At 63.2% G+C, this 23,051-nt stretch carries 23 protein-coding genes and 1 tRNA gene; 9 read left to right on the plus strand and 15 right to left on the minus strand.

Going from position 1 to position 23,051, the window contains the following annotated elements; genetic code table 11:
- Window positions 1-164 precede the first annotated feature (164 nt).
- Entirely contained in the window at window positions 165-1,109 is a 945-nt protein-coding gene (gene oxyR / locus AC0GUR_RS11175; protein WP_472877553.1) for a DNA-binding transcriptional regulator OxyR, read from the plus strand.
- Window positions 1,110-1,115: 6 nt separating this feature from the next.
- The gene (locus AC0GUR_RS11180) at window positions 1,116-1,715 is read left to right on the plus strand and encodes a hypothetical protein (protein ID WP_472877554.1); all 600 of its coding nucleotides are present in this window, start codon (window positions 1,116-1,118) and stop codon (window positions 1,713-1,715) included.
- 12 nt (window positions 1,716-1,727) lie between these two features.
- On the opposite strand, the gene AC0GUR_RS11185 is transcribed toward AC0GUR_RS11180, so the two are convergent.
- A complete protein-coding gene (locus AC0GUR_RS11185; RefSeq protein WP_472877555.1) occupies window positions 1,728-2,258 on the minus strand; it encodes an adenine phosphoribosyltransferase in 531 nt (176 codons plus the stop codon).
- 82 nt (window positions 2,259-2,340) lie between these two features.
- Window positions 2,341-2,619, minus strand: a complete 279-nt coding sequence (locus AC0GUR_RS11190; RefSeq protein ID WP_472877556.1) for a putative signal transducing protein — start codon at window positions 2,617-2,619, stop codon at window positions 2,341-2,343.
- Window positions 2,620-3,089: 470 nt separating this feature from the next.
- Between AC0GUR_RS11190 and AC0GUR_RS11195 the strand changes: the two genes are divergently transcribed.
- The 4 genes from AC0GUR_RS11195 to AC0GUR_RS11210 all read left to right on the plus strand — a co-directional run bounded on the left by AC0GUR_RS11195 (window position 3,090) and on the right by AC0GUR_RS11210 (window position 8,227).
- Complete coding sequence (locus tag AC0GUR_RS11195) at window positions 3,090-4,874, plus strand: glutamine--tRNA ligase/YqeY domain fusion protein (RefSeq protein ID WP_472877557.1); 1,785 nt, start codon at window positions 3,090-3,092, stop codon at window positions 4,872-4,874.
- A 24-nt stretch (window positions 4,875-4,898) separates the two neighbouring features.
- Window positions 4,899-5,456 carry a nucleoside deaminase gene (locus tag AC0GUR_RS11200; protein WP_472877558.1) on the plus strand — a complete coding sequence of 186 codons (558 nt, stop codon included), beginning with the start codon at window positions 4,899-4,901 and terminating at the stop codon, window positions 5,454-5,456.
- Entirely contained in the window at window positions 5,453-6,187 is a 735-nt protein-coding gene (locus tag AC0GUR_RS11205; protein WP_472877559.1) for a TVP38/TMEM64 family protein, read from the plus strand. Before AC0GUR_RS11200 ends, AC0GUR_RS11205 begins: the two co-directional genes overlap by 4 nt.
- Before the next feature lie 204 nt (window positions 6,188-6,391).
- A complete protein-coding gene (locus tag AC0GUR_RS11210; RefSeq protein WP_472877560.1) occupies window positions 6,392-8,227 on the plus strand; it encodes an ATP-binding response regulator in 1,836 nt (611 codons plus the stop codon).
- 110 nt (window positions 8,228-8,337) lie between these two features.
- On the opposite strand, the gene AC0GUR_RS11215 is transcribed toward AC0GUR_RS11210, so the two are convergent.
- Entirely contained in the window at window positions 8,338-10,074 is a 1,737-nt protein-coding gene (locus tag AC0GUR_RS11215; protein ID WP_472877561.1) for a type VI secretion protein IcmF/TssM N-terminal domain-containing protein, read from the minus strand.
- 312 nt (window positions 10,075-10,386) lie between these two features.
- Here AC0GUR_RS11215 and AC0GUR_RS11220 point away from each other — a divergent pair, with 312 nt between their 5' ends.
- Both AC0GUR_RS11220 and phnD read left to right on the plus strand, forming a co-directional pair.
- Window positions 10,387-11,067 carry a LuxR C-terminal-related transcriptional regulator gene (locus AC0GUR_RS11220; RefSeq protein WP_472877562.1) on the plus strand — a complete coding sequence of 227 codons (681 nt, stop codon included), beginning with the start codon at window positions 10,387-10,389 and terminating at the stop codon, window positions 11,065-11,067.
- A 153-nt stretch (window positions 11,068-11,220) separates the two neighbouring features.
- Window positions 11,221-12,243: a phosphate/phosphite/phosphonate ABC transporter substrate-binding protein gene (gene phnD, locus AC0GUR_RS11225; protein WP_472877682.1), complete on the plus strand. Its 1,023-nt coding sequence runs from the start codon at window positions 11,221-11,223 to the stop codon at window positions 12,241-12,243.
- A 10-nt stretch (window positions 12,244-12,253) separates the two neighbouring features.
- Here phnD and AC0GUR_RS11230 read toward each other — a convergent pair whose 3' ends face one another.
- Window positions 12,254-12,778, minus strand: coding sequence for a DUF3617 domain-containing protein (locus AC0GUR_RS11230; RefSeq protein WP_472877563.1), 525 nt, complete (start codon window positions 12,776-12,778; stop codon window positions 12,254-12,256).
- A gap of 372 nt (window positions 12,779-13,150) precedes the next feature.
- Here AC0GUR_RS11230 and AC0GUR_RS11235 point away from each other — a divergent pair, with 372 nt between their 5' ends.
- Window positions 13,151-14,584, plus strand: a complete 1,434-nt coding sequence (locus tag AC0GUR_RS11235) for a sensor histidine kinase (protein ID WP_472877564.1) — start codon at window positions 13,151-13,153, stop codon at window positions 14,582-14,584.
- A 94-nt stretch (window positions 14,585-14,678) separates the two neighbouring features.
- Here AC0GUR_RS11235 and AC0GUR_RS11240 read toward each other — a convergent pair.
- From AC0GUR_RS11240 to ruvB, 11 genes are all read right to left on the minus strand, one after another.
- Window positions 14,679-14,754 (minus strand) — tRNA-Lys (locus tag AC0GUR_RS11240).
- A 61-nt stretch (window positions 14,755-14,815) separates the two neighbouring features.
- Window positions 14,816-15,502, minus strand: a complete 687-nt coding sequence (queC, locus tag AC0GUR_RS11245) for a 7-cyano-7-deazaguanine synthase QueC (RefSeq protein WP_472877565.1) — start codon at window positions 15,500-15,502, stop codon at window positions 14,816-14,818.
- Window positions 15,503-15,668: 166 nt separating this feature from the next.
- The gene (queE, locus tag AC0GUR_RS11250; RefSeq protein WP_472877566.1) at window positions 15,669-16,361 is read right to left on the minus strand and encodes a 7-carboxy-7-deazaguanine synthase QueE; all 693 of its coding nucleotides are present in this window, start codon (window positions 16,359-16,361) and stop codon (window positions 15,669-15,671) included.
- Window positions 16,362-16,371: 10 nt separating this feature from the next.
- Complete coding sequence (gene ybgF / locus AC0GUR_RS11255; RefSeq protein WP_472877567.1) at window positions 16,372-17,229, minus strand: tol-pal system protein YbgF; 858 nt, start codon at window positions 17,227-17,229, stop codon at window positions 16,372-16,374.
- Window positions 17,229-17,735 carry a peptidoglycan-associated lipoprotein Pal gene (gene pal / locus AC0GUR_RS11260; protein ID WP_472877568.1) on the minus strand — a complete coding sequence of 169 codons (507 nt, stop codon included), beginning with the start codon at window positions 17,733-17,735 and terminating at the stop codon, window positions 17,229-17,231. The genes ybgF and pal overlap by 1 nt, the downstream gene beginning before the upstream one ends.
- Before the next feature lie 249 nt (window positions 17,736-17,984).
- Complete coding sequence (gene tolB, locus AC0GUR_RS11265; RefSeq protein WP_472877569.1) at window positions 17,985-19,307, minus strand: Tol-Pal system beta propeller repeat protein TolB; 1,323 nt, start codon at window positions 19,305-19,307, stop codon at window positions 17,985-17,987.
- A gap of 11 nt (window positions 19,308-19,318) precedes the next feature.
- Window positions 19,319-20,263: a cell envelope integrity TolA family protein gene (locus AC0GUR_RS11270; RefSeq protein ID WP_472877570.1), complete on the minus strand. Its 945-nt coding sequence runs from the start codon at window positions 20,261-20,263 to the stop codon at window positions 19,319-19,321.
- On the minus strand, window positions 20,260-20,697 hold the full coding sequence (gene tolR, locus AC0GUR_RS11275) for a protein TolR (protein WP_472877571.1): 438 nt from the start codon (window positions 20,695-20,697) through the stop codon (window positions 20,260-20,262). Before tolR ends, AC0GUR_RS11270 begins: the two co-directional genes overlap by 4 nt.
- 11 nt (window positions 20,698-20,708) lie before the next feature.
- Window positions 20,709-21,398: a protein TolQ gene (tolQ, locus tag AC0GUR_RS11280; RefSeq protein ID WP_472877572.1), complete on the minus strand. Its 690-nt coding sequence runs from the start codon at window positions 21,396-21,398 to the stop codon at window positions 20,709-20,711.
- A gap of 29 nt (window positions 21,399-21,427) precedes the next feature.
- The gene (ybgC, locus tag AC0GUR_RS11285; RefSeq protein ID WP_472877573.1) at window positions 21,428-21,850 is read right to left on the minus strand and encodes a tol-pal system-associated acyl-CoA thioesterase; all 423 of its coding nucleotides are present in this window, start codon (window positions 21,848-21,850) and stop codon (window positions 21,428-21,430) included.
- 117 nt (window positions 21,851-21,967) lie between these two features.
- The gene (gene ruvB / locus AC0GUR_RS11290) at window positions 21,968-23,014 is read right to left on the minus strand and encodes a Holliday junction branch migration DNA helicase RuvB (RefSeq protein ID WP_472877574.1); all 1,047 of its coding nucleotides are present in this window, start codon (window positions 23,012-23,014) and stop codon (window positions 21,968-21,970) included.
- Window positions 23,015-23,051: the final 37 nt, after the last annotated feature.

Raw genomic sequence — 23,051 nt, forward strand, 5'->3', positions numbered from 1 at the left:
CCGGCGCATGCCGGGGCTTTTTTTTGTCCACGCGGGGCAACACGCTTTCGCTCGTCATCCCCGCGAAGGCAGGGATGACGAGCATAAGGACGCGCATTGCTCGTGGCGATGAAAAACGCCAATATCATAGACCCGAGCTATCAGACTCACGGGATACCTGACCTATGAACCTGCGTGACCTGCACTACCTCGTCGCCTTGGCCGAACACCGTCATTTTGGCCGCGCCGCCGAGGCGAGCTTCGTCAGCCAGCCCACCCTGTCCACCCAGATCAAGAAGCTGGAAGACGAACTGGGCGTGGCATTGGTGGAGCGCACACCACGCAAGGTGCTGCTGACCGAAACGGGTCGCGAAATCGCCCGCCGCGCACGTGGCGTGCTGTCGGAGATCGAGGAGATCAAGGCGATTGCGCAGCGCACGCGCGATCCCGAATCGGGTACGTTGCGCCTGGGCATTTTCCCCACGCTTGGCCCATACCTGCTGCCGCACCTGGTTCCCTTGGTACGCACGCACTTTCCACGACTGGAACTGCTATTGGTCGAGGAAAAGACCGAGCAGGTGATCCGCATGCTGCGCGAAGGCTCGCTGGATGTGGGCATCCTCGCCCTGCCGTTGCACGAAGACAGCCTGCACGCGGAATTCCTGTTCGAGGAACCTTTCGTGCTCGCGGTACCCGAATCGCACCCGCTGGCTCACCGTCAAAAACGCCTCAAGCTCGACGATCTGGAAGACGAAAGCCTGCTGCTGCTGGAAGACGGCCATTGCATGCGTGATCAGGCGCTGGAAGTGTGTCAGCTTGCAGGTGCCGGCGAACGCTCCGGCTTCCGCGCCACCAGCCTGGAAACGCTGCGCCAGATGGTCGCCGCCAATGTGGGTATCACCCTGCTGCCGACGCTGGCGATCAAGCCACCCGTGGCGCGTACCGACAATGTGCATCTGCTGGAATTCGCCGGACGCCCGCCCAGCCGCCGCATTGCTCTGGTGTGGCGCAAGAGTTCTTCGATGGCGCCGTTCCTCAAGCGTTTTGCGGAAGTGATCCGTGATCTTCCCGCTGGCTTGCTGCAACCGGACCTGACGGAAACCAAGACCCCCAAACAGGCAGGACGCTAAGCCGCCGTGCAACGACTTCTTTTGATCGGCGTAATGCTGGTCTGCGTCCTGGGTGGCGCGCATTGGTTTCACCACCGCCCCATGACGCCATCTCCCGGCGTACTGGCACCGGACGCGCCGGTGCAGAACGATCTCAGCGACGGCGCCGCGCTGCAACGTGGCGACACCACGCTCGTGACGCGTGCGCGTTTCGAGCTGACGGCACGCGTGCTCTCGCGCGAGGACTACCGCTTCGACGCCGGCGCTTCACTCGCTCCGGTGGATCTGGCCTTAGGCTGGGGCCGCATGTCCGACAACGCCGTGCTGTCGCAGGTCGAGATCAGCCAGGGCAACCGCTTCTATCACTGGCATGTCGATCACTTTCCGATTCCACGCCGCGAAATCGAAACATCCAGCGCCAATATGCACATGATCCCCGCCGACGCGCTCGTGCGTCGCCAGCTCGACAAGGTGCGGCCCGGCGAGATCATCCATCTGGAGGGTTTTCTGGTCGACGCCAGCCGCCCGGACTGCTGGCGCTGGCGCACCTCGATGACACGCGAAGACACTGGCAACGGTGCGTGCGAACTCGTTTACGTCGAGAGCGTTGGACCGGCGTCGCCGTAAACCAGCCGACGATCAATAGCTCAATAACGCGTGCAACGGAGCACCTTCTTCCCAGCGCATGCGCCCCTGCAGTTCGGCAAGCTCGATCACCACACTGGCACCGACCAGCTCCCCGCCAAGCTTCGCCACCAGCGCGCGCGCCGCCGCCAGCGTGCCGCCGGTTGCCAGCACATCGTCCACGATCAACACGCGCTCCGCCGGACGCAGCGCATCGTTGCGTGCTTCCAGTCGATCGGTGCCGTATTCCAGCTGGTAATCCACCGACACTACCGGCGGCGGCAGCTTCCCGGGTTTACGCAACGGTACGAAACCGGCGTGCAACTTTTGCGCAAGCGCCGCGCCGAAGATGAAGCCACGCGACTCGATGCCGCACACCGCCTGCACTCCACTGCCCTGCCACGGTTCGGCCAGTGCGTCGATGCAACGGGCGAAACCGCCGGCGTCCGCCAGCAAAGGCGTGATGTCGCGAAACACTACGCCCGGCTTGGGAAAGTCCGCTACGGCGCGAATCAGCGACTGGATTTGTTGCAACGTGGTTTCCAAGGGTCTGCTCCGTGATCTGTGCGCCACGAAGGATACCGCTCAGATACCGACACAGCCGAACTGAAACGTGTGGGTGTAGCGCTCAGCCGAAGGCCGGATACGGTGCGTCGGGGTCTTCGTCGGGGTCGCTCAAGGCGAGGCGCGCCTCCTGCAGGCTTCGCTCGACCTCTCGCACCACCTGCTCGGCTGCGGCGAGGGAGGCTTCGGGAACCAGGACGGCAACGTAATCCAATGCCGGCAATTGGCCCACGGCACCCGTGAGGTATTCACCTGAGACAAACGCTGGGATTTCGGCGCGTTCAAGCGCGTCCTTCACCAGGTGGGCGTCGATCAGGCTTTCGGCTCGGTAGGCGATGCGCATGGGGTCACGCTAGCGCTGTGGGCGTGGTGGGGCAAGTTTTTGCTTAGGGTGTGATGGGAGGGTGAAGGGGTGCCCGGGTTTTCTAGAGGCGGCAGTCCGCCGGGTGGCTCGCTTTCATCCTTTACGCAAAGAGGCCTGAATGCTCGCGGCAACATCCCTGTAGGAGCGCACTTGTGCGCGACCGCAGCCCCTCGCCGTTTCCTCGATGGTCGTTTTTCGCGGACCTCCGCCATCAGGCAAGCACCCGGCGCTTCGGTCGCGCACAAGTGCGCTCCTACAAGGTGGCGCCGGCCTTGGCCTGGCTTGCCAGCCCAGAGGACACGGCGGCTGGGTGACTCGCTGTGCCGCCTATTGCCAGCCGCCGCCCTCCGAGATCTTCGGCTACAGGCTGAAAACCCAAAGAAACACCCCCACCTAGGGACGAGGTAAACTTCATCGTTTCCGCCACCGCGTACGAGCTTCGATTCCCGATGTCCACCGAAAACGCCGCCGTTGAACCCATCGCCTCGCCCGCCAACCCGCAGGCCGAGGGCCAACGCGCCGATCTGCAAAGGGATTTCATTCGCCAGATCATCCGCGAGGACCTGGCCACCGGTAAGCATCACGCCATCCGCACGCGCTTCCCGCCCGAGCCCAACGGCTACCTGCACATCGGCCACGCCAAGGCGATCTGCCTGAACTTCGGCATCGCCCGTGATTTCACGGGCTGGTGCAACCTGCGCCTGGACGACACCAACCCGGGCAAGGAAGACCCGGAGTTCGTCGAGGGCATCAAGGACGACGTGCGCTGGCTGGGCTACGAGTGGCACGACCTGCGCCACGCCTCGGACTATTTCGAGGTGTTCTATGACTCAGCGGTCAAGCTGATCAAGGACGGCGTGGCTTACGTGGACGACCTCAGCGCGGATGACATGCGCGCCTACCGCGGCACGCTCACCGAGCCGGGTCGCAACTCACCGTTCCGCGATCGCAGCGTCGAGGAGAATCTCGAGCTGTTCCGCCGCATGCGCGCCGGCGAGTTCGCCGATGGCACCAAGACGCTGCGCGCCAAGATCGACATGGCGTCGGGCAACATGAATATGCGCGACCCGGCGATCTACCGCATCCGCAAGATCGCTCACCAGAACACCGGTGATGCGTGGCCAATCTACCCGATGTACGACTATGCGCACTGCCTGTCGGATGCGCTGGAAGGCATCACGCATTCGCTGTGCACACTGGAGTTCGAAGACCATCGCCCGCTGTATGACTGGTTCGTCGACAAGGTGGATCTGGTCAACCATCCGGAGCTGTGGCAGCACCTGCGCGAGGGCGGTTTCCATACCGAGCCAGCCAAGCCGCGACAGATCGAGTTTTCGCGCCTCAACCTGTCCTATTCCATCACCAGCAAGCGCAAGCTGGCGCAGCTGGTGACTGAGAACCTGGTGGATGGCTGGGACGATCCGCGCATGAACACGCTGCGTGGTCTGCGCCGCCGCGGCTTCACGCCGGGTGGCCTGCGCCTGCTCATCGAGCGCCTGGGCGTGAGCAAGCAGAACAGCATCATCGATTACTCGATTCTCGAAAACTGCATCCGCGAAGACCTCGACGCCAGCGCACCGCGCCGCATGGCCGTGCTCGATCCGCTGAAGCTGGTGATCACCAATTTGCCGGAAGGCCGCGAGGAACAGCTGACCTTCTCCAACCATCCCAAGGACGAGAGCTTCGGTACGCGCCAGGTGCCGTTCTCGCGCGAGCTGTGGATCGAACGCGAAGACTTCGCCGAAGTGCCGCCGAAGGGTTTCCACCGTCTCAAGCCCGAGGGCGAGGTGCGCCTGCGCGGCGTGGGCATCGTGAAGTGCGAGGAGCTGGTGAAGGACGCCGATGGCAACGTCGTCGAACTGCGCTGCTCGCTCGATCTCGAATCGCGCCAGGGCATGCCGGGCGCGGATCGCAAGGTGAAGGGCACCATCCATTGGGTGAGCGCCAAGCACGGTGTGGCTACCGAAGTGCGCGTGTACGACCGCCTGTTCAACGTGGCCGATCCGGACGATGAAACCGACGGCAAGAGCTGGATCGAGCACATCAATCCAGATGCCAAGCGCGTGGTAACGGCATGGCTGGAACCGGCCGCGGCCAACGTCGATGCGGAGCAGCGCTTCCAGTTCGAGCGCCTGGGTTATTTCGTCGCGGACCGCATCGATCACACGGCCACCAAGCCGGTGTTCAACCGCACCGTCACGTTGCGTGACGCGTGGTCGACCAAGCAGGCCTGACGTCCGCGTCACAAGGAACGTTACATGCTGCCTCAACAGATTCACCTGACCCTGCCGCCATGGATCGGCGACGTGGTCGACACCAACAAGCGTTACATCACCGATGAGGAACGCGTGGCACTCGCCATCGAGCTCTCGCGCCTGAACGTCGAACGCAGCCATGGCGGTCCGTTCGGTGCCGCCGTGTTCGATGCGCACGGCCGCGTCATCTCGGTGGGCGTGAACCGCGTGGTGCCGCAGGCCTGTTCCGTCGCGCATGCAGAAATGATGGCGTACATGAGCGCGCAACAGCGCCTCGCGTCGTTCCGTCTCAATGCCGATGGCGGACGCTACACCCTCGCCACCAGCGCGCAGCCGTGCTGCCAGTGCTATGGCGCAACGGTGTGGGCTGGTGTGGACGAGCTGTTGATCGGCGCACGGGCCGAAGACGTGGAAGAACTCACCGAGTTCGACGAAGGCCCGCTGCCGAGCGACTGGGTGGGCGAACTCGAACGCCGTGGCATCGCCGTGCGTCGTGACATCCTGCGCGAGCAGGCACGCGGGGTGCTGGCGACCTACGGCCAAAGCGGGCAGCACTATTGAGCCGCCTGCGCGCCGCCCTCCCCCTGATCCTGCTGGTACTGGCTGGCATCGTGCTGTTCAGTTCAGGCGCGCTTGATCGCCTGCATCCTGAGGAGCTCGTACGACACCAGACTCAGCTGCACGAGCAAATCCACGACGCGCCGTGGCTGAGCCGGCTGGCTTTTATCGGCCTGCTCACCCTGGCCATGTCCACGGGCATCCCGGGCACGGTCGTCATCATCATGGCCGGCGGTTTCGCCTTCGGCGTGGTGGAGGGCAGCATCTACTCCTCCATCGGGCTCACCCTGGGCACGCTGATCCTTTTCCTGGCCAGTCGCTACGCCTTCGGCGCGGGCAGCAAGCACCCACCCGCGCTCGTGGACAAGCTGCATCACGGCTTCGAACGTCATCCCGTGGCCTACACCATGTTCCTGCGCTTTGTGCCGGTGGCGCCGTTCGGGCTGGTCACTGTGGCGCTGGCTTGGTTGCGTTGCCCGCTGTGGCTGTTCCTGGGCGCGAGTTGGGCTGGCGGCACGGTGTCGCTGATTTTTGAAACATCGATCGGCGCTGGCCTGGGCGAGGCGCTGGCCCAGAGCCATGGCCATTTCGGCGTAGGCCTGCTGATGCAACGGGCGGTATGGCTACCGCTCACCGCTATCGCCGCGTTAGCCGTGTTGCCGCTGCTGGCCGAGCGCATCACCCGGAAGCGGCGCCAGGCCGCCGCGCTCAAGCCGCGCCAGTCTGATCTCTAAGGCAACACTGATTAAGTATCGCCTTAGGACTTAGGGCTATCAGGGCCTGTCCAAACGACTAGCTGCCCTGTCAGGCAAATCGCGCTAGGCTGGTCCGTGCCGGCGCTGGGAGCGCCTGAAGGGGCGAGGCCAATGGTAGGTGCAGGGGCGAACTCCCGCACGGTGCGATGGTGGCGGCGCACGTCGCTGATGCAGCGACTGGCCATGGTCGCCCTTGTGCCCACGCTGGTGACGGCCATCTTGCTGGTCGTCATCCTTACCCAACACCAACTGACCAGCCTGCGCGAGATGGCGCAGAACACCGCTGACGCCATCGCAACCCAGGCCGCGTCCGTGTCTACCGCGCCACTGCGGGATATGCAGCGGCGGGAGCTGGTACGCATCGCTGAATCCATTGGCGAGCTGCCCCATGTCGCGCGCGTGCAGATTCGCGCGGCCGACGGTGAGATCCTCGCCGACAACCTCGGGCGCAGCGGCGCGACCGGCAACGAAACGCTCACCGTCGTGCGCGACGTGGTGGACCCCGACCTCCCCGGGCATCCCCTGTTGGGTTCGGTGATGGTGGACGTGAGCCTCGCCGATGCTATCGCCGCGCAACACGCCAGCCTGCGCAATGCGCTGGCGGCTCTGGTAGCCAGCCTGCTGGTGGCCGCCATCATCGGCTGGCAATCCGCGCGCTGGATCAGCGCGCCGCTGCGGCGACTGGTAGCCGCCGTGCATCAACTGGGACGGGGCGATCGCCATGTCGAAGTGGCGGTCACCGACCAGACCGAAATCGGCGAACTGCAGCGTGGCTTCAATAGCGCCGCCATGGCGCTGTTCGATGTACAGCGCAGCATGGAGAAGGAAATCGAGCAGGCCACGGTGGAACTGGCCCGCAAGAACGCCGCACTGGAAGCGGCCAGCGTGGCCAAGGCGCGCTTTCTCGCTGCCGCCTCGCATGACCTGCGACAGCCACTTTATGCGCTGACGCTGTTCTCGTCGTCGCTGGCCGAAGACGAGCGCGACCCGGTACGACTGGATCGCATTGCGCACATCCAGGAGTGCGTGGAAGCGCTGGATCACCTGTTCAGCGAACTGCTCGACCTGTCGCGACTGGAAACCGGCGCCATGCAGATCGAGATCACCGAATTTCCGTTGGATCAGATCTTTCAGGAAGTCAGCCGCAACTTCCGCATGATTGCCGAGCAGCACGGGCTGCGCCTGATCATGCGTGCAACCAACCTGTGGGTGCGCAGCGATCGCACCATGCTCGCGCGCATTCTCAATAACCTGGTCAGCAACGCCTTGCGCTACACCCATCGCGGCGGCGTGCTGGTAGTGGCGCGCCGGCGCGCCGACGGCACCGTACGTGTCGATGTGTGGGATACCGGCAGCGGCATCGCACCTGAGCATCAGGCGCGTGTATTTGATGAGTTCTATCGCGTGGAGTGCCACAGCAACCATGAGCACGACACCGGTCCACGTCGCGGTCTCGGCCTGGGCCTGGCCACGGTACAGCGACTGGCGGAGTTGCTCGATACGCAGGTGCAGCTGAAGTCCACGCCCGGCCGCGGCAGCGTCTTCAGTTTCCACTTGCCCGAAGTGGAGCCGCAGCAGGTGTTCCATGCCTCGGCAGACGAGGTGTCGCCCGACGTATCAGGCATGCGTGTGCTGGTGATCGACGATGAGCCGGCCATCCTCTCGGGCATTCGCTATCTCTTGCGCAGCTGGGGTTGTGAGGTCGCCGTCGCGGAAGATCGCGCGCAAGCGCTACAGGCCGCCGAAGAATGGGCCACGCCGCCGGATATCGTGATTTCCGACCTGCGGCTGCGCGATGGCGAAAGCGGCCTGGACGTGCTGGCCGCCTTGGACCTGCATTACCAGAACGACGGCAACGCGCCCTTCCCTCGCCTGCTCATCACGGGCGAAACGCGCAGCGATCGCCTTCGCGAAATCATGGCCGCGCGCATTCCGGTGCTCTACAAGCCAGTATCACCGGAGCAACTGCGAGAGGCGATGATGGCCGCATGGAGCACCACGCGTACCACACTGGCCTGATCGAGACCTATCTCGAGATCTGAAGCCTACAAAAGCGCAATCCGTCATTTGCGCGAATGCGGGAATGACGAACGAAAGGTGTCGCTCGCTCAATACTTGATTGGCTCTGCTTATTCCTCTGGCGCGATGCGCCGCGCCAGCCAGCGATCTGCCGGAAGGAAGCGATTGAACAGATCATCGACAAAATCGCCGCCCGGCGCTTCTGCACGCGAACCGCCGGTCACGTAGATCCCGCACCAGCGGAGACGACGCCCACCGGCTTGCTCATTGGCCAGCATCCGCAGGAGAAACGTCTGCATGCCGCGCTGCAGATCCGGAAGCGATTGCACAAACGCAAACAGCTCACGGCGGCCACGCGGGTCACGCTGCATCGCCAACGCTGCCATACCTGCGGCCTGCAAACGGCTTGACACGGCATCGCTACGGACGTCCATACGTCCACGATGACCGTCGCTCCCCGGTTGGGTTGACCGACGCCAACCCAGCACGCGACGGAATGCGGCCTGCGGCAGGCTGGCACGAAACGTCGCTAATCCAGGTACCGCGTCGAGCCCGGTCACCACGATATACAGCGGCAACTGCAGATGAAGCCGGCTGGCGGCCTCGTCTGCCAGCCGATAGAGCCGGTCCGCATGTGCGGTGATGGCGGCATCCGACTCCCTCAGGCTTTGCGCCGCGACGCATAAAGCCACACCGTCGAGCGGCAGTTTGCGGCGCTCTCGTGCCAGCAACGACAACGCTTGCGACCAGGGAGATTCGGCACCCCCAACGCCTGCATCGGCATGCGTAAGGCGCACACCGGGTTCAATGGCGACCAGCGAGCGGAATACCCACCAATGCCACGGCCGCGCAACGTCGCTACCGACCTGGTCGCGGGCGTGAGGCGCATGGGCCGCAGCCTGCAGCAGGCTACGCACATCAGCCGCGCTGTCGCCCAGGAACAGTAGCCACGGGTGCCGCGACAAACGCCGCCACTCACCACGCCGACGGAACGGGTGCAGCACGGCGCCGCGCACACGTCGAGCGGCATCCGCGATGGCGGACCATAGATTACCCACACCATAGGCAGCCTCCGGGCTATCGGCCACACGGGTGTGTGCCCGCATCACCATCAGGGTCTGCCAGGCAAACGTAAGCAACCATCCGAGCACACCGGCGAGGGCGACCGCGATGCCTGCGGCGAACCAGGCCTGCTCTGACATGGCATGGCTGAAAACGGGTGCCACGAACGACACCAGTACCAGCAACACAAGGGTAGCGGCCACCCATTGCACCGTGCGCTGCCCGGTAACAGGACCCGGCAGGCGCAATACCGGCGAGCCTGGGGCGCGATAGGGCTGTGGGGTAATCGCGTCGCGATGCAGCGACTGCAACAACGCTGGCGCGCCTGCCCAGGCATGGCTATAGAGCGCCTTGATGCGGCCAAGCTCTCCCGTGTCACCGTGCTCGTAGTAGTACTGCCCGGTGAAACCGAGCAGCAGCGCCATGCCGAACACCTCGCGCACTTCCTCGACGTTGCCGGACAGCCCGCCCAGCAGATCAAAGAATTCGTTGGCCGCGTTGCCGGTATGAAAGAGCAGGAGTTGCAACGGGCTGCCCTGGTTGCGCCAGCCACCGTGCCGCGTCACTACCTCGTCGAACCAGGCCACGACGGCGAAACCCGCCAGCTCCACTTCCGTCAGGGGGCGTCCCTCGGCAAGGGCCGCCATGCGCGCCTGCTCGACCAGGGCACGCGCGCGCAATTGCACAGACGCCAGCTGGTCGTCAGGGATATTTTGCTTGCCCGCCTGCTCGTCAAGCTGCAAGCCGTACGCGAACAAGGGCGCGAAACAATCCAGCAAACGCATGGCGTTAGCGTCGCACGGAATGGATGAAACGGCGCGCCGCGCTCATGGTGGCCTCCGGGCGGGATGGATGCAGGTTCACCCACACATCTGGTGAGCCGCGTCCACCGTGCTGCCGCCTCATCCGAAGCGCGATCCCCATGAGCGACTCCCCTGTGGTGTCGCGATTTTCCAGAGCCTGCGTCAGGGCAGCCATATCACCTAGTGGCTATGCCATTCGGATGCGTCTTACGGTTGCTGTAAGCACAGGCAGGGGCTATGTTGCGAAACGGGTGGACGGCGATGGGAGTGCCGTGCGGCGCCTTGGGGAACGACATGCGCATTTTGATTGCGGACGACCATCGGCTGATCGTCGAGGGGGTCAAGCTCAAGCTGGGCGAGCTTGGGCCTGATACCGAGTTTGTCATGGCCATGGATGTGGCAGAACTACGAGAGGCGATCCATTCGCCCGATGCGTCGTCGCTGTCGCTGGCACTGATCGACCTGGCCATGCCCGGTGTACGCGGTAACGAGCACCTTACCGAGGTCATCGAACAACTGCCGCGCGTACCAGTGATGGTGCTTTCCGGTTCGGAAGACCCCGGCCTGATGAAGGGCCTGCTGGCCATGGGCGTACAAGGGTTCATTCCCAAGGCGTACTCGCCCGATGTCATGCTGTCGGCGGTGCGACTGGTGCTGTCCGGCGGTGTCTATGTGCCGCCACTGCTGCTGCAGGAACGCGCGGATGGCGCGGCCGCAGCCACCTTGACCAGCAACGCCCAACCGGCGCCTGCGTCACCCGATTCGCTGGAAGAACGCCTGCGCAAGCTGCTCACCGAACGCCAGATCGATGTGCTTCGCCTGTTATCGCAAGGCAAACCCAACAAGCTGATTGCCCGTGACCTGGGCATCAGCGAAGGCACCGTGAAGATCCACCTCGCCGCCATTTTCCGTGCACTCAATGTGCGCAACCGGGTCGAGGCCGTGGTGGCCTCGCGACGCATAAGCGGGCTGTAGTACACCGGACCCGCACAACAACGAGGCCGATGTATGCAACGAGTACCGGGGGAACAGGGTCCGGCTCTTGCGTTCAAGCATGCTAGTCAGTCGCCACGAATCGTCCGCTCGGCGGCCGATGCGCTTCACCATAGGCGGCTGTTGCGCGTGGCCATGGTTGCCTGCGTGCTGCTTGCCGGCCTGCTCGGGGCCAACCTGCTGAGTGCCCGTCAACCTCCCCCTGCCGCCACGCCAGCGAAAGTCAGTGGCCACATCAATGGGCTTACCTTCGGCATTCTGCCCATAGGTGGTCCGTCGGAATCGCTGGCCGCGTGGCGACCTATGCTGGCCGATCTCAGCCGCACCCTGCACCTGCCGGTGCACAGCCTTTCGGTGAGTACGTATGAAGGCCTGGCCCAGGCCATGGCCGAGGAACGCGTCGACTTTGCCTTCGTATCGGGCCGGTTGGCGCTGGATGCGGTGACCCACGACCGCATGCAGGTCATCGCCCAGCTTTCGAGCAGCAACGGCGCACGCGGCTATTACTCCGTGCTGCTGGTGGCCAAGGATTCGCCGCTGCACACGCTCGACGACATGTTCCGCCACCCGGGAAAGCTGCGTTACGCGCGCGGCGAGGTACTTTCGGTATCGGGCTACCTGGTGCCTGAAACGCAGGTGTTCGCCAACCGCCGATTGGATTCGGATACCTTCTTCGCCAGCGTCAGCGTGGACAATCACCAGAACAATGCGCTGGCCGTCGCCAACAACGAAGTAGACGTGGCGACCAACAACACGGCGGATCTCGAACGGTTCGCCGAGCGCTTTCCCGATCAATATGCGCGAGTGCGCGTGCTGTGGCAGTCAGGCCTGATCCCGCATGCGGTCGTGGTCATCCGCACGGACCTGCCGTCGGAGCTACGTCAGCGGGTTGCCGCAGCGTTTACCACCTATGGCAAGGGCAAGAACGGGCCTGCCGAACTGGCCAAGCTGCAGCTCATCCACGATATGAATGGCTTCGCCCCTACCGGCAACGAGGCGCTGGTGCCGTTTGCCGACATGGAATTCAACCTTGATCGCCGGCGCGCCTACAGTGCCCAGTGGGTGAGCGACGCTGCCTTGCAGACGCGCCTGCACAAGATCGACGCCGAGCATGAAGCGCTGGTGCGCCAGCTGATGGCGCCCAGCATGCCTCCCTGAGCCGCACCGCTTAATGCTGCTGGTGCATGTCCTTGATGTTCATGGACTGCCCATTGGGGAGCACCATGTCGCCCGGCTTCTGGCCCGCAGGGCATTGGCCCACCCAGCGACCGGAGCTCGCAATGGGCATTTCGCTACGGCCCATCATGGCGGGCTGAAATTTCGTGGTGCCCTTGGTGGTGTACGAGGTGTCACCATCGAACGTGGTTTCGCTGCGACTGCTCATGGTGACCGGACCGTTCGGCATGTCCAGTTTGCATTCCGCTTCGGACACCACCGTATTGCCCTGCACCGTGACGTTGAATTTGCTGCACACTTGGCCGCTCATCTGCGCGCCCATCTTGTACATCGACCGGTCGGTGTCGGCGTCCAGGCAAAGCTTCATCACCTGCGATTGGCCACCCATGCCCGACGACTGCATCTCCCACAGACCCGGCTTGCGCTTGGGCATGTTGGCGGGGAGATCCTGCGCGAGGGCAACGCCGGTGAGGCCAAGCAGGGAAACAGCAAACAACAGGCGGGAACATGCAGACATGGAGTTCTCCCATCGACCATGAGTGAGTGTGCGGGTGTGCAAGGTAACGCCAAATCGACCCGGCGTCATGCCACGGCATTCAGGAACGTGATGTCGCCACCGCGCCGCAACATCGGCATGGCATGAATAGACCATTCGTACTATGGCGCGTCGCGCTAGGTCGAAGTGCGTATCGTAGGAACCTACCTGATTCTCTAAAGTGCGAAGCACGGCGTCGCGGGTTTGCCGCACGCCTGCCAGGGCCGCATCCATCGCCTACCTGCCGCGGGTTCCATCACCATGCAGCCGACCGTTGTCACGATCTGCCCAAGCACTTTCAGGCGACTCGCCGGCGCACCCGTTTCGTTCGACGGAACGATGGAGGCCTGACGCATGGATCCGCGTCCGCATCTGCTCACCCGCCTGTTCATCGATGTGGTTCTGCCGAGCACCATCGCCGCACTGGCACTGATCCTGGCCCTGTGCGTACAGCAGACCCACAACCTCGGCGAGCGGCTCGAGACCGCTGCCGCACTGCGGATGGCCCACCTCGCCGGCGAGTTGGTCAGCAATGACGCGAGCTCGCCACAGGCGGTGCTCGACAAGGCGATGCATCAAAGCTCGGATATCCCAGTGCTCAAGGTGGAGCTCCATCGTCCCGATGGCAGCTTGTGGAGCAGTGGCACAGCGGCCGCGCAGACCGGGGCCACCTATCGCAGCGAACTGGGCGGTCATGACGGCTCCTCGTGGCTGAGCATGCAGATCGATACCCGCCCGTTGCGCCACGCGCAAGGCATGGTCTGGCTGCTGGGCACCCTGTGTGCAGCCGGCATACTCGTATTGGCGTGGTTGGCCCGGGTGTCGCTGCGCCATCGGGTGCTGGAGCCGCTGTCCCACGTGCAGCAAGCCGTGCATGAGCTGGTCAACGCACGTCCACCGCAGATCGATATCGCCCAGGCAAGCGCGGAATTCGAAGACATCCAGCAAGCGTTGCTTCGCGTGTCGGAGCTGCAGGAAGCGCAGCGGCGGGACTGGAGTGAGATGCAGCATGACAATGCGGTCGAAGCACTCGATCGCCTGCGCCAGAGCCAGGCAGCCACGCGCAGCAAATCCCAGTTCATTGCCTTGGTGAGTCACCATTTCCGCCAGCCGCTGCAGGCATTGGAGTTGTTTGCGGCAGGGCTCGACCATGCGGTCAGCGACGAACAGCAATCGCTGTTCCAACAGATGCGCACCAGCATCGGCTCGATGACACGCCTGCTCGATGCGCTGCTGGAAATTTCGCGGCTCGACGCCGGCGTGATCGCAGTGAAGCCCGTGGGCTTTACTGTCGCCGAGTTGTTCATGCGTGACCGTACATCACTCAATCATGAAGCGGCACGACTTCAGGTAAGCCTGCTTTGGCGCGGCAGTCACCATCAGCTACACGGTGACGCCGATGTCGCCGCCAGCCTGCTCTATCAACTCGCCAGCAACGCCATCGCCAACGCACCGCAAGGGCGCGTGCTCATCGTGGCCCGTCGCCGTGGCCAGGCCATTCGTATTGAAGTGCGCGACAACGGCCCCGGCATTGCCATGATCCATCAGCAACGGATCTTCGAAGAGTTCGTGCAACTGCAGACCAGCGAGAGCGATCGCCGTGGCGGCTACGGCCTTGGTCTGGCGATTGCCGAACGACTGGCCCGCTTGCTCGGCACGCGCATCGGACTCCGCTCAGAACCCGGACGCGGCAGCACGTTCTGGTTCGATCTGCCGCGCATGCCTGTCATCGAACGCAACACCAATCCGCGCAAACACCCTGCCCCGGCGTGGCGGCAAGCGGGCTGAGTGTGGCCTCGCGCCACCATGCGGCTCGCGGGTGTTTGCCCCGCCATGCCCAGGCAAAAAAAAGACCTGCGTCTCCGCAGGTCCTCCAATGCTTTGGTGGGTCGTCCGAGATTCGAACTCGGGACCAATAGATTAAAAGTCTACTGCTCTACCGACTGAGCTAACGACCCACGCTTCAAAAGCAAGCCCGCTATTTTATGGGCTCGGCGCCCATGGCACAAGCAAGCTCGTTCAGGCGTAGCGCGTGGGGTCCGGCAGGCCGGCCGCGCTGAAGCCCTGGGCGCGGAGGCGGCAGGCGTCACAATGGCCGCAAGCCCTGCCCTGTGCGTCGGCCTGATAACAGCTAACCGTTTCGGAGAAATCCACGCCAAGTCGCTGCCCCTCACGGGCGATATCGGCCTTGCTCATGCGCATCAGGGGGGCTTGGATACGGATGCCCGCCCCTTCCACGCCGGCCTTGGTCGCCACATTGGCGAGCTGCTCGAAGGCCTCGATGAATGCCGGGCGGCAATCCGGGTAGCCCGAATAGTCCACCGCGTTCACTCCGCACCAGATATCGGTGGAACCGAGCACCTCGGCCCAACCAAGGGCGATCGACAGCATGATGGTGTTACGCGCCGGCACGTAGGTCACCGGAATGCCCTGCTCACCGGTCTGGTCCAGCGGCACGTCGATATCGGCGGTGAGCGCCGATCCACCAATGGTGCGCAGGTCCACATGCACCGTCTTGTGCTCGATGGCGCCGAGCATGCGCGATACGCGCTCGGAGGCTTCCAGTTCGGCGCTATGACGCTGCCCGTAGGCCACGCTCAGCGCATGCACCTGATAGCCCTGCTCGCGAGCGATGGCAATGGTAACGGCCGAATCCATGCCGCCAGAAACGAGCACGACGGCCTTGCGGGGGGTAGGTTGTGACATGAGTTGCATCCACTCCTGGGTTCAGGCCGGTGATCCAGCCGAGAAGCGCCACCAGCAACACAGGCTGGCGCGCGTAATGCGAGAAGTGAGTGAAGAGGAGTGAGAAGTTAGAGCGCGACGACGGGCTTTTCTCTGACTTCTCACTGCTCGCTTTTCACTCCTGGGTTCAATGTCCTGGTTGATCGTTCCACAGCAGCTTGTGCAGCTGCAGCTGGAAGCGCACGTCCAGCTTGTCGGCGATGATCCATTCGGCCAGCTCACGCGGCTGGATGGCGCCATGCACCGGCGAGAACAGCACCATGCATTGCGTGTTGAGCTTGTGCTCGGCCACCACATCACGTGCCCATTCGTAGTCGGCCCGACTGGCGATGACGATCTTCACCTGGTCGTGCGGCAGCAGGTGATCAATGTTCGACCACAGATTGCGCTTGGCCTCACCGGAATCCGGCGCTTTCAGATCCATCACCTTGCGAACGCGCGAATCAACCAGCGACACATCGAGTGCGCCCGACGTCTCCAGTGACACGTCATGACCCGCATCGCACAAGCGCTTCAGCAGAATCAGGCAACGCTTTTGTGCCAGCGGCTCACCACCGGTCACGCAAACGTGTTTGGCGCCATAAGAGGCCACTTCGGCCACGATGTCGTCGATGGCGCGCCAGTCGCCGCCATAGAACGAATACTCGGTATCGCACCACACGCAACGCAGCGGGCAGCCGGTCAATCGCACGAACACGGTGCGCCAGCCGATGGCATCGGCTTCGCCTTGAATCGAGTGGAAGATCTCGGTGATGCGCAGGCGCTCGGCCGGGACCTGGGCTGGCGTGGTCGGTGCCACGCTAGCATTACTACCGTTCACAACTGCAACCTCAATTGGCCGGCTGCGTCTGCAGGCGGCGCAAGCGCTCCTGGGCCAGGCTGGCTGCCTTGGACCCCGGGTACTTGGTGGAAACTGTCTTCAGGGTCGCCTTGCCGGCGTCGATCTGCTTGAGCTCGATCTGGCTGTAACCCAGCTTGAGCATGGCGTCGGGCGCCTTTTCGCTCTGCGGGAACTGGCTGAGCAAGGTCTGGAACGTCTGCAGCGCCACCGGGTAATTCATGGTGACGTAGTACGACTCGCCCAACCAGTAATACGCATTGGGGATCAGCGGACTGTCCGGGTATTGCTGGATGAAGCCGCGGAAACCGCGCGAGGCCTGCACATAGTCGCCAGCACGCAGCGCCTTGAACGCTTCGTCGTAAGCGGCCTGTGCACCAGCGGCATTGGCTGGAGCCTTGCCCGCTGCAGCGCCCGCGGCAGGTTTTGCACCCTTGCTTGCGTCGACTGCCGGCGCAGGCGCCACCGTCGGCGCTGCATTGGCAGCGGGCGCTGCGTTGCCCGCATTAGCCGCTGCTGCACCGGCACCGCCTTCGAGGTGACCCAGGCGCGAATCGAAATCCGTGGCTTGCGCCTTGTTCTTCTCGTTGGCTTCCTGCAGCTGATGCTGCAGTTCCTCGATCTGGCCTTGCATCTGCTGCATCTGGGACTGCAGCGCCTGCACTTGGTTGACCAGCGTGGTGCCACCTTGATTCTGGTTCTGCGCCTGCTGCTCGAGTCGCGATACGCGGTCTGCGAGGCTCAGGCGCGAATCCTGCGCGAATGCCGGGACAACAAAAAGCATGGCGGACGCGATTGCGCCCGCCATGCCCATCCTGGCTGTGAAGCTGTTAGCCAGTCGCTTCTTCATTACTTCGCCGTGTAGACGATCTCGACGCGACGGTTCTTGCTCCAGCAGTCTTCGTTGTGCTCACGGCACACCGGCTTTTCCTTGCCGTACGAGATCACGTTGAGCTGGCTGGCCGAGCCACCGTTCGCCTGCAGGGCGCTGGACACGGCGTTGGCACGACGCTCACCCAGACCGAGGTTGTACTCGCGGGTGCCGCGCTCGTCAGTGTGGCCTTCCAGACGGATCTGCGCCATCGGGCGATCCTGCAGGTACTTGGCATGGCAAGCCATGATCTGCTGGAACTCCGGACGGATAACGTCCTTGTCGAAATCGAAGTACACGACGCGCTGACGCAGGCAAGCGTCGGTGTCGAGGTCAGCCGGGGTGAACTTGGCCGGGCCGGAGGCCGGGGCCGTCACAGGAGCCTGCTCCGGAGCCGGCTGGGGCTTGACTTCCTGCTTCTTCGAGCATGCGGCCGCGCCAACGCAGAGCAGGGCGACCAGGGCGACGCGAACGGTCTTATTCATGGTGGACGTTCCTTCAAACAGGTTTGAGTTCCGACAGTCAATAATGATTGCGGTTTCGGGACAGTTTTCGCCGGTGAACCGGCTGTTATTTTGACATTTTGCTGCCGGCGGTGCGCTGTCTCGCAACCACCTGGCCCGCTAGCCGCGGCGGATTGCCACGGCCAGCAAGCGGTTTGACCCGGAGTGTCGTTTGTCACTTCACGCCCGGATCACATGGCCGTGACGCTTACGCGTCACGACATGAACTGATTAACGCTGACGATAAGGACCCCATGCCGGTTCGCGGACGTCGCCATCTGCGAGCACGAGGCGCTGCCGGACCAGGCCATCAGCAGACACGGCGTAAAGAACACCGCGCCTTCCTTCGGAGGCGGCATACAGCAGCATGCTTGCATTGGGCGCGAAACTCGGAGTTTCATCGATCGGACCCGGCGAGATGAAGCGCACCTGCCCACCCAGACTGCGATCCATAATAGCAATACGATACACGTTCCCGTTGCCCTGCACCATGGCGATCTGCTTGCCGTCGTAGCTGATCGAGGCGTTGGCGTTGAACTGCCCCTGGAAAGTGATGCGCTCAGCCGCGCCACCGGATGCTGCCACCTGATAGAGCTGCGGGCGGCCGGAGCGGTCGGAAGTGAAGATGATGCTCTGGCCATCCGGGGTCCAACGCGGCTCGGTGTCGATGGCCAGGTTGTTGGTCAGGCGGGTTTCCGCACGACTACCCAGATCCATCACGTAGATCTCGGGGTTGCCCTGATAAGACAGCGCCAGCGCCAGCTTGGAGCCATCCGGCGAGAAGTTCGGCGCACCGTTGATGCCCTTTGCACGAGCGGAAATCAACTGACGCGAACCGGTGGTGATGTCCTGCAAATAGATCGCCGAATTACCGCTCTCGAACGACACGTAGGCAATCTTGCGGCCGTCCGGCGACCATGCCGGCGACAACAGCGATTCGCGCGAACGCGCGACAACCTGCGGGTTGTAGCCATCCGAATCGGCCACGATCAGCGAATAGGTCGTGTTGTTGCCCAGGCCCACGGACGTCACGTAAGCGATGCGGGTCCAGAACGCGCCACGCACACCAGTGATCTTTTCGTAGATGGCATCGGCAATCTGATGGGCCACGCTACGCAGGTCACCCGCCGGTGCGGTATACGCCTGCGCCAGCAGACTTTGCTGACGGTTGACGTCCCACAGTTCGTATTCGACGCGCAGCATGCCGCCACCCGCATCGCTGATGCGGCCGACAGTGATGTAGTCCTGCTTGAGCAGACGCCACGTGGCGAAGTTGATGTCCGAGCCCTTCGACGGCGTTTCCACGATTTCGCTCTTGGCGAGCGAGCGGAATTTGCCGGAGCGATTGAAGTCGTTGCGCATGACATCGGCGATGTCAGTGGGCAGCGGCGCACCACCTGCCTGCGCGAACGGCACCACGACAATCGGCGTGGCCGACTTGGTGACGCCTTCCACCGTGCCGGTGAGCGTGGAGGTCTGCGCGGATACCAGGCCGGCGAACAGCAGGCCAAGGAGTCCAAGCAATAGGAGCAGATACCGGGAAGTGTTTTTCATCAGGTGATCACCTATGGCTTGAAGTACATATCAACATTGCGGCTAAAGACACTTTCAAATCCTTGATACGGCAACTGGTTGGCCCTCATGGCCGCGTCTTCGACAGATTTGCGCCCCACCTCATCGAAAGGACAGCTGGAGTCGACCTTGGCGCTTACGACCTGGCCACCCTTCAACTGCACGATATGCAGCAGGCATTGCTGGTTGGGCGGCATGTTATCCGGGCCGACCCAGTTCTGTTTGAGCGTATTCTGAATCGCGGCCAGGTATTGGGCGCGCAAACCGGCATCCGGACCGTTGCTGCCAGTCTGGGGCTGGGCGGCGTAAGGCAGATTTTCCCGGCCGTTCTCCTGGGCGTTCTTCAGATCTTCCATCTGTTGCTGGGCCTGCTTGACCTTGCTCTGCGCCTGTTTGCGCGAGTTATCGGCCGCGTCCATCTTGGCGAACAGCTCGTCGATCTTCTTCTGCTCTTCCTGCTTGTGCTTGGCTGCCTGGGCATCCAGTTCGGCGGCGCGCTGGCGCTGCTTCTCTTCCTGCTCCTTCTTGGCGTCCTCAGCCTTCTGCAGAGCATCGGCCACCACCTTCTCCTGATCCTTGGTATCCGGATGCTCGGGCGGGGGCGGCAGGGTCTTCACCTTCGGCGTTTCTTCGGAGGGCGGCGGCGGCACGCTGGGCGGCGGCGGCACCGTTTCGGGCACGGGCTTGGCCTGCGTGTGCTTCGGCGGTGGCGCCGCAGTCACCCCGATCAGCTCGGCCTCGATGATTTCACCTTGCAGGGAAACCGGCTTGGTACAGGTGATCGGGTTCCAGCTCGCCGGCAGGTGCAGCGTCTCGAACAGGCTTTCGTAGAACGAGCACGGCACCACCGCGAGAGCCAGAAAGCCCACGATGCCTAGATGGAGAACGGCGGAAAGGATGACCGCCTTGGACGTGCCCTTGGGGGAGTCGGCCCTCATTTCTTGCTGCCCGACTCCGGCGCGCTCATCAGACCCACTTTGGCCACGCCGGCCTGTTGCAACTGGGCCAGCACTTGATAGACGCCGTCGTAGGTGCCATCACGATCGCCCGCCACGATCACACTGACCTCGGGGTTGGCTTTCACGAAAGCACTGACCTTGGCCTTCATGGCGTCAGCGTCGATGGGCTCTTTCTTGGCCGTTCCCAGGGTGAGGTACAGCTTGCCCTGCTTGTCGACAGAGACGATCACCGGCTCCTTCTTGTCCTGCAGCGACTTGGCGTTGGCCTGCGGCAGGTTCACGTCGACGTTGGAGTTCATCATCGGCGCCGTGACCATGAAGATGATCAGCAGCACCAACATCACGTCGATGTAGGGAACGACGTTGATCTCGGATTTAAGCTTGAGGCGCTTATGGCGCGCGGAGCTACGCATCACTCAGGCCCTCAACCGCCGGCTTCGTCGGTCTGGATCTGACGCTGCAGCACCGAAGAGAACTCTTCCTGGAACACCTCGTAGCGGGAAGCCACGCGCTCCACCTTGTTGGCGAAACGGTTGTATGCCCACACCGCAGGAATGGCCGCGAACAGACCCATCGCGGTGGCGATCAGCGCTTCGGAAATGTGCGGGGCGACCACGGCGATGGTCACGTCCTTCATTTCGCCCAGGCCCTGGAACGCGCCCATGATGCCGATGACGGTACCGAACAGACCCACGTAAGGACTGATCGAGCCGACGTTGGCGAGGAATTCCAGATTGCGTTCCAGGCGCCCGATTTCGCGAGTGCCGGCCACGCGCATGGCGCGCTCGGAACCCTCGATGACAATGCGCACGTCATGAACACGACGCTGACGCTGGCGCGCGAATTCTCGAAAGCCTGACTCGAACACGTTTTCCATGCCGCCGTTGCCAGCACCGCGGTTACTGACTTCGCGGAACAGCTGGGCGAGGTCGGCGCCAGACCAGAAGCGCTCCTCGAAGCCCTCGGCCTCCTGCATCGCCGCATTCAGCTGCTGGTGCTTGCGGATGATGATCACCCAGGACATGAAGGAGAACACCAGCAGCACCAGCATCACAAACTGCACCAGGATGCTCGCTTCCGCGATCAGCTTGAAAATGTTCACTCCACTGTTCATTGCTCGAAGGTTCTCCAGCGCACGTACTTTTATTGAGGGGAAAGGCCGGGGATAAAGTCGGCCGGAATCTGCACCGGACGCATGCGGCTGACATCAACGCATGCCACTCGCACGGTCGCGCGGATCAGCTCCGAGCCGTCCGCCCGGCGGATCGTCTGGGCGAAAAGGATACTGGCTGCACGTCTTTCTTTGACTTCGACGCTCACCGACAGTTCATCATCCAGCAGGGCTGCACGGAGAAAGTCGATCTGCATCTCGCGCACCAGAAAGGCCAGGCCGGTGGTTTCTTTGTAGGTCGACTGGCTGATGCCCATGACACGCAGCCATTCGGTGCGGGCGCGCTCCATGAAACGCAGGTAACTGGCGTGGTAGACCACCCCACCTGCGTCAGTATCTTCCCAGTAGACCCGGATGGGCCAAGTGAAGGGCGTGCTGGGCGTTGACTGGGTCATAGGGGCAAGGAGTGAATTGAGAGGCGTGAGAGGTGAGAGAAGTGCACTGCCCCATTTGTAGTGGTAGCAAGGGCTTGCGAGCTTTCCTCTCGCTGCTCATTCCTCTTTACTTGCTTCTCAAACATCATCACTTCCCGTAAACAGGTCCGCTGCCACCGGCTGGCGTGGTGGCGGGGTCAGTCCCAGGTGGCGCCAGGCCTTGGCGCTGGCCATGCGGCCACGCGCGGTGCGTACCAGGAAGCCCTGCTGGATCAGATAGGGCTCGACTACGTCCTCGAGGGTGCCGCGGTCTTCGCTGAGCGCAGCGGCCAGGGACTCGACGCCGACCGGGCCGCCATCGAAGTTCTCGATGATGATGGATAGCAGGCGGCGGTCCAGCTCGTCGAAGCCTTCGGCGTCGATCTTGAGCATGTCCGTCGCCGCACGAGCGGCATCACGGGTGATCTGGCCGCCGGCGCGCACTTCGGCATAGTCGCGTACGCGTCGCAGCAAACGGTTGGCAATACGCGGGGTCCCGCGCGAGCGGCGGGCGATTTCTTGCGCGCCTTCCAGCTCGCAGGGGATGCCCATGATGCGCGCCGAGCGACGCACGATCGCGGTCAACTCGTCGGGCGTATAGAACTCCAAACGCTGCACGATGCCGAATCGGTCACGCAGCGGCGCGGTAAGCAAGCCGGCGCGCGTGGTAGCGCCGATCAGCGTAAACGGCGGCAGGTCCAGCTTGATCGAGCGGGCTGCGGGGCCTTCGCCGATCATGATGTCGATCTGGAAATCCTCCATCGCCGGGTAGAGCACTTCCTCCACCACGGGGGAAAGGCGATGGATCTCGTCCACGAACAGCACATCGTGCGGTTCCAGATTGGTGAGCAGCGCAGCCAGATCCCCTGCCCGCTCCAGCACCGGACCGGAAGTGGAGCGCACATTGACGCCAAGCTCGTTGGCGATCACATGGCTCAAGGTGGTTTTGCCCAGACCCGGCGGGCCGAAGATCAACACGTGATCCAGCGCGCCACCGCGCTTCTTGGCCGCCTCGATATAGATCGACAACTGCTCGCGCACCGCCTGCTGGCCCAGGTATTCGGACAGGCGCTTCGGGCGAATGGAGGCTTCCAGAGCCTCATCGTCCAGTTGGGCGGCAGCGGTAACGATGCGGTGTTCGGTCATGGGGCGAAATTATGGCAGAGCAGAATGACGCAGGCTT

The sequence above is a fragment of the Dyella sp. PARNA 12/25 genome, from assembly GCF_055702865.1.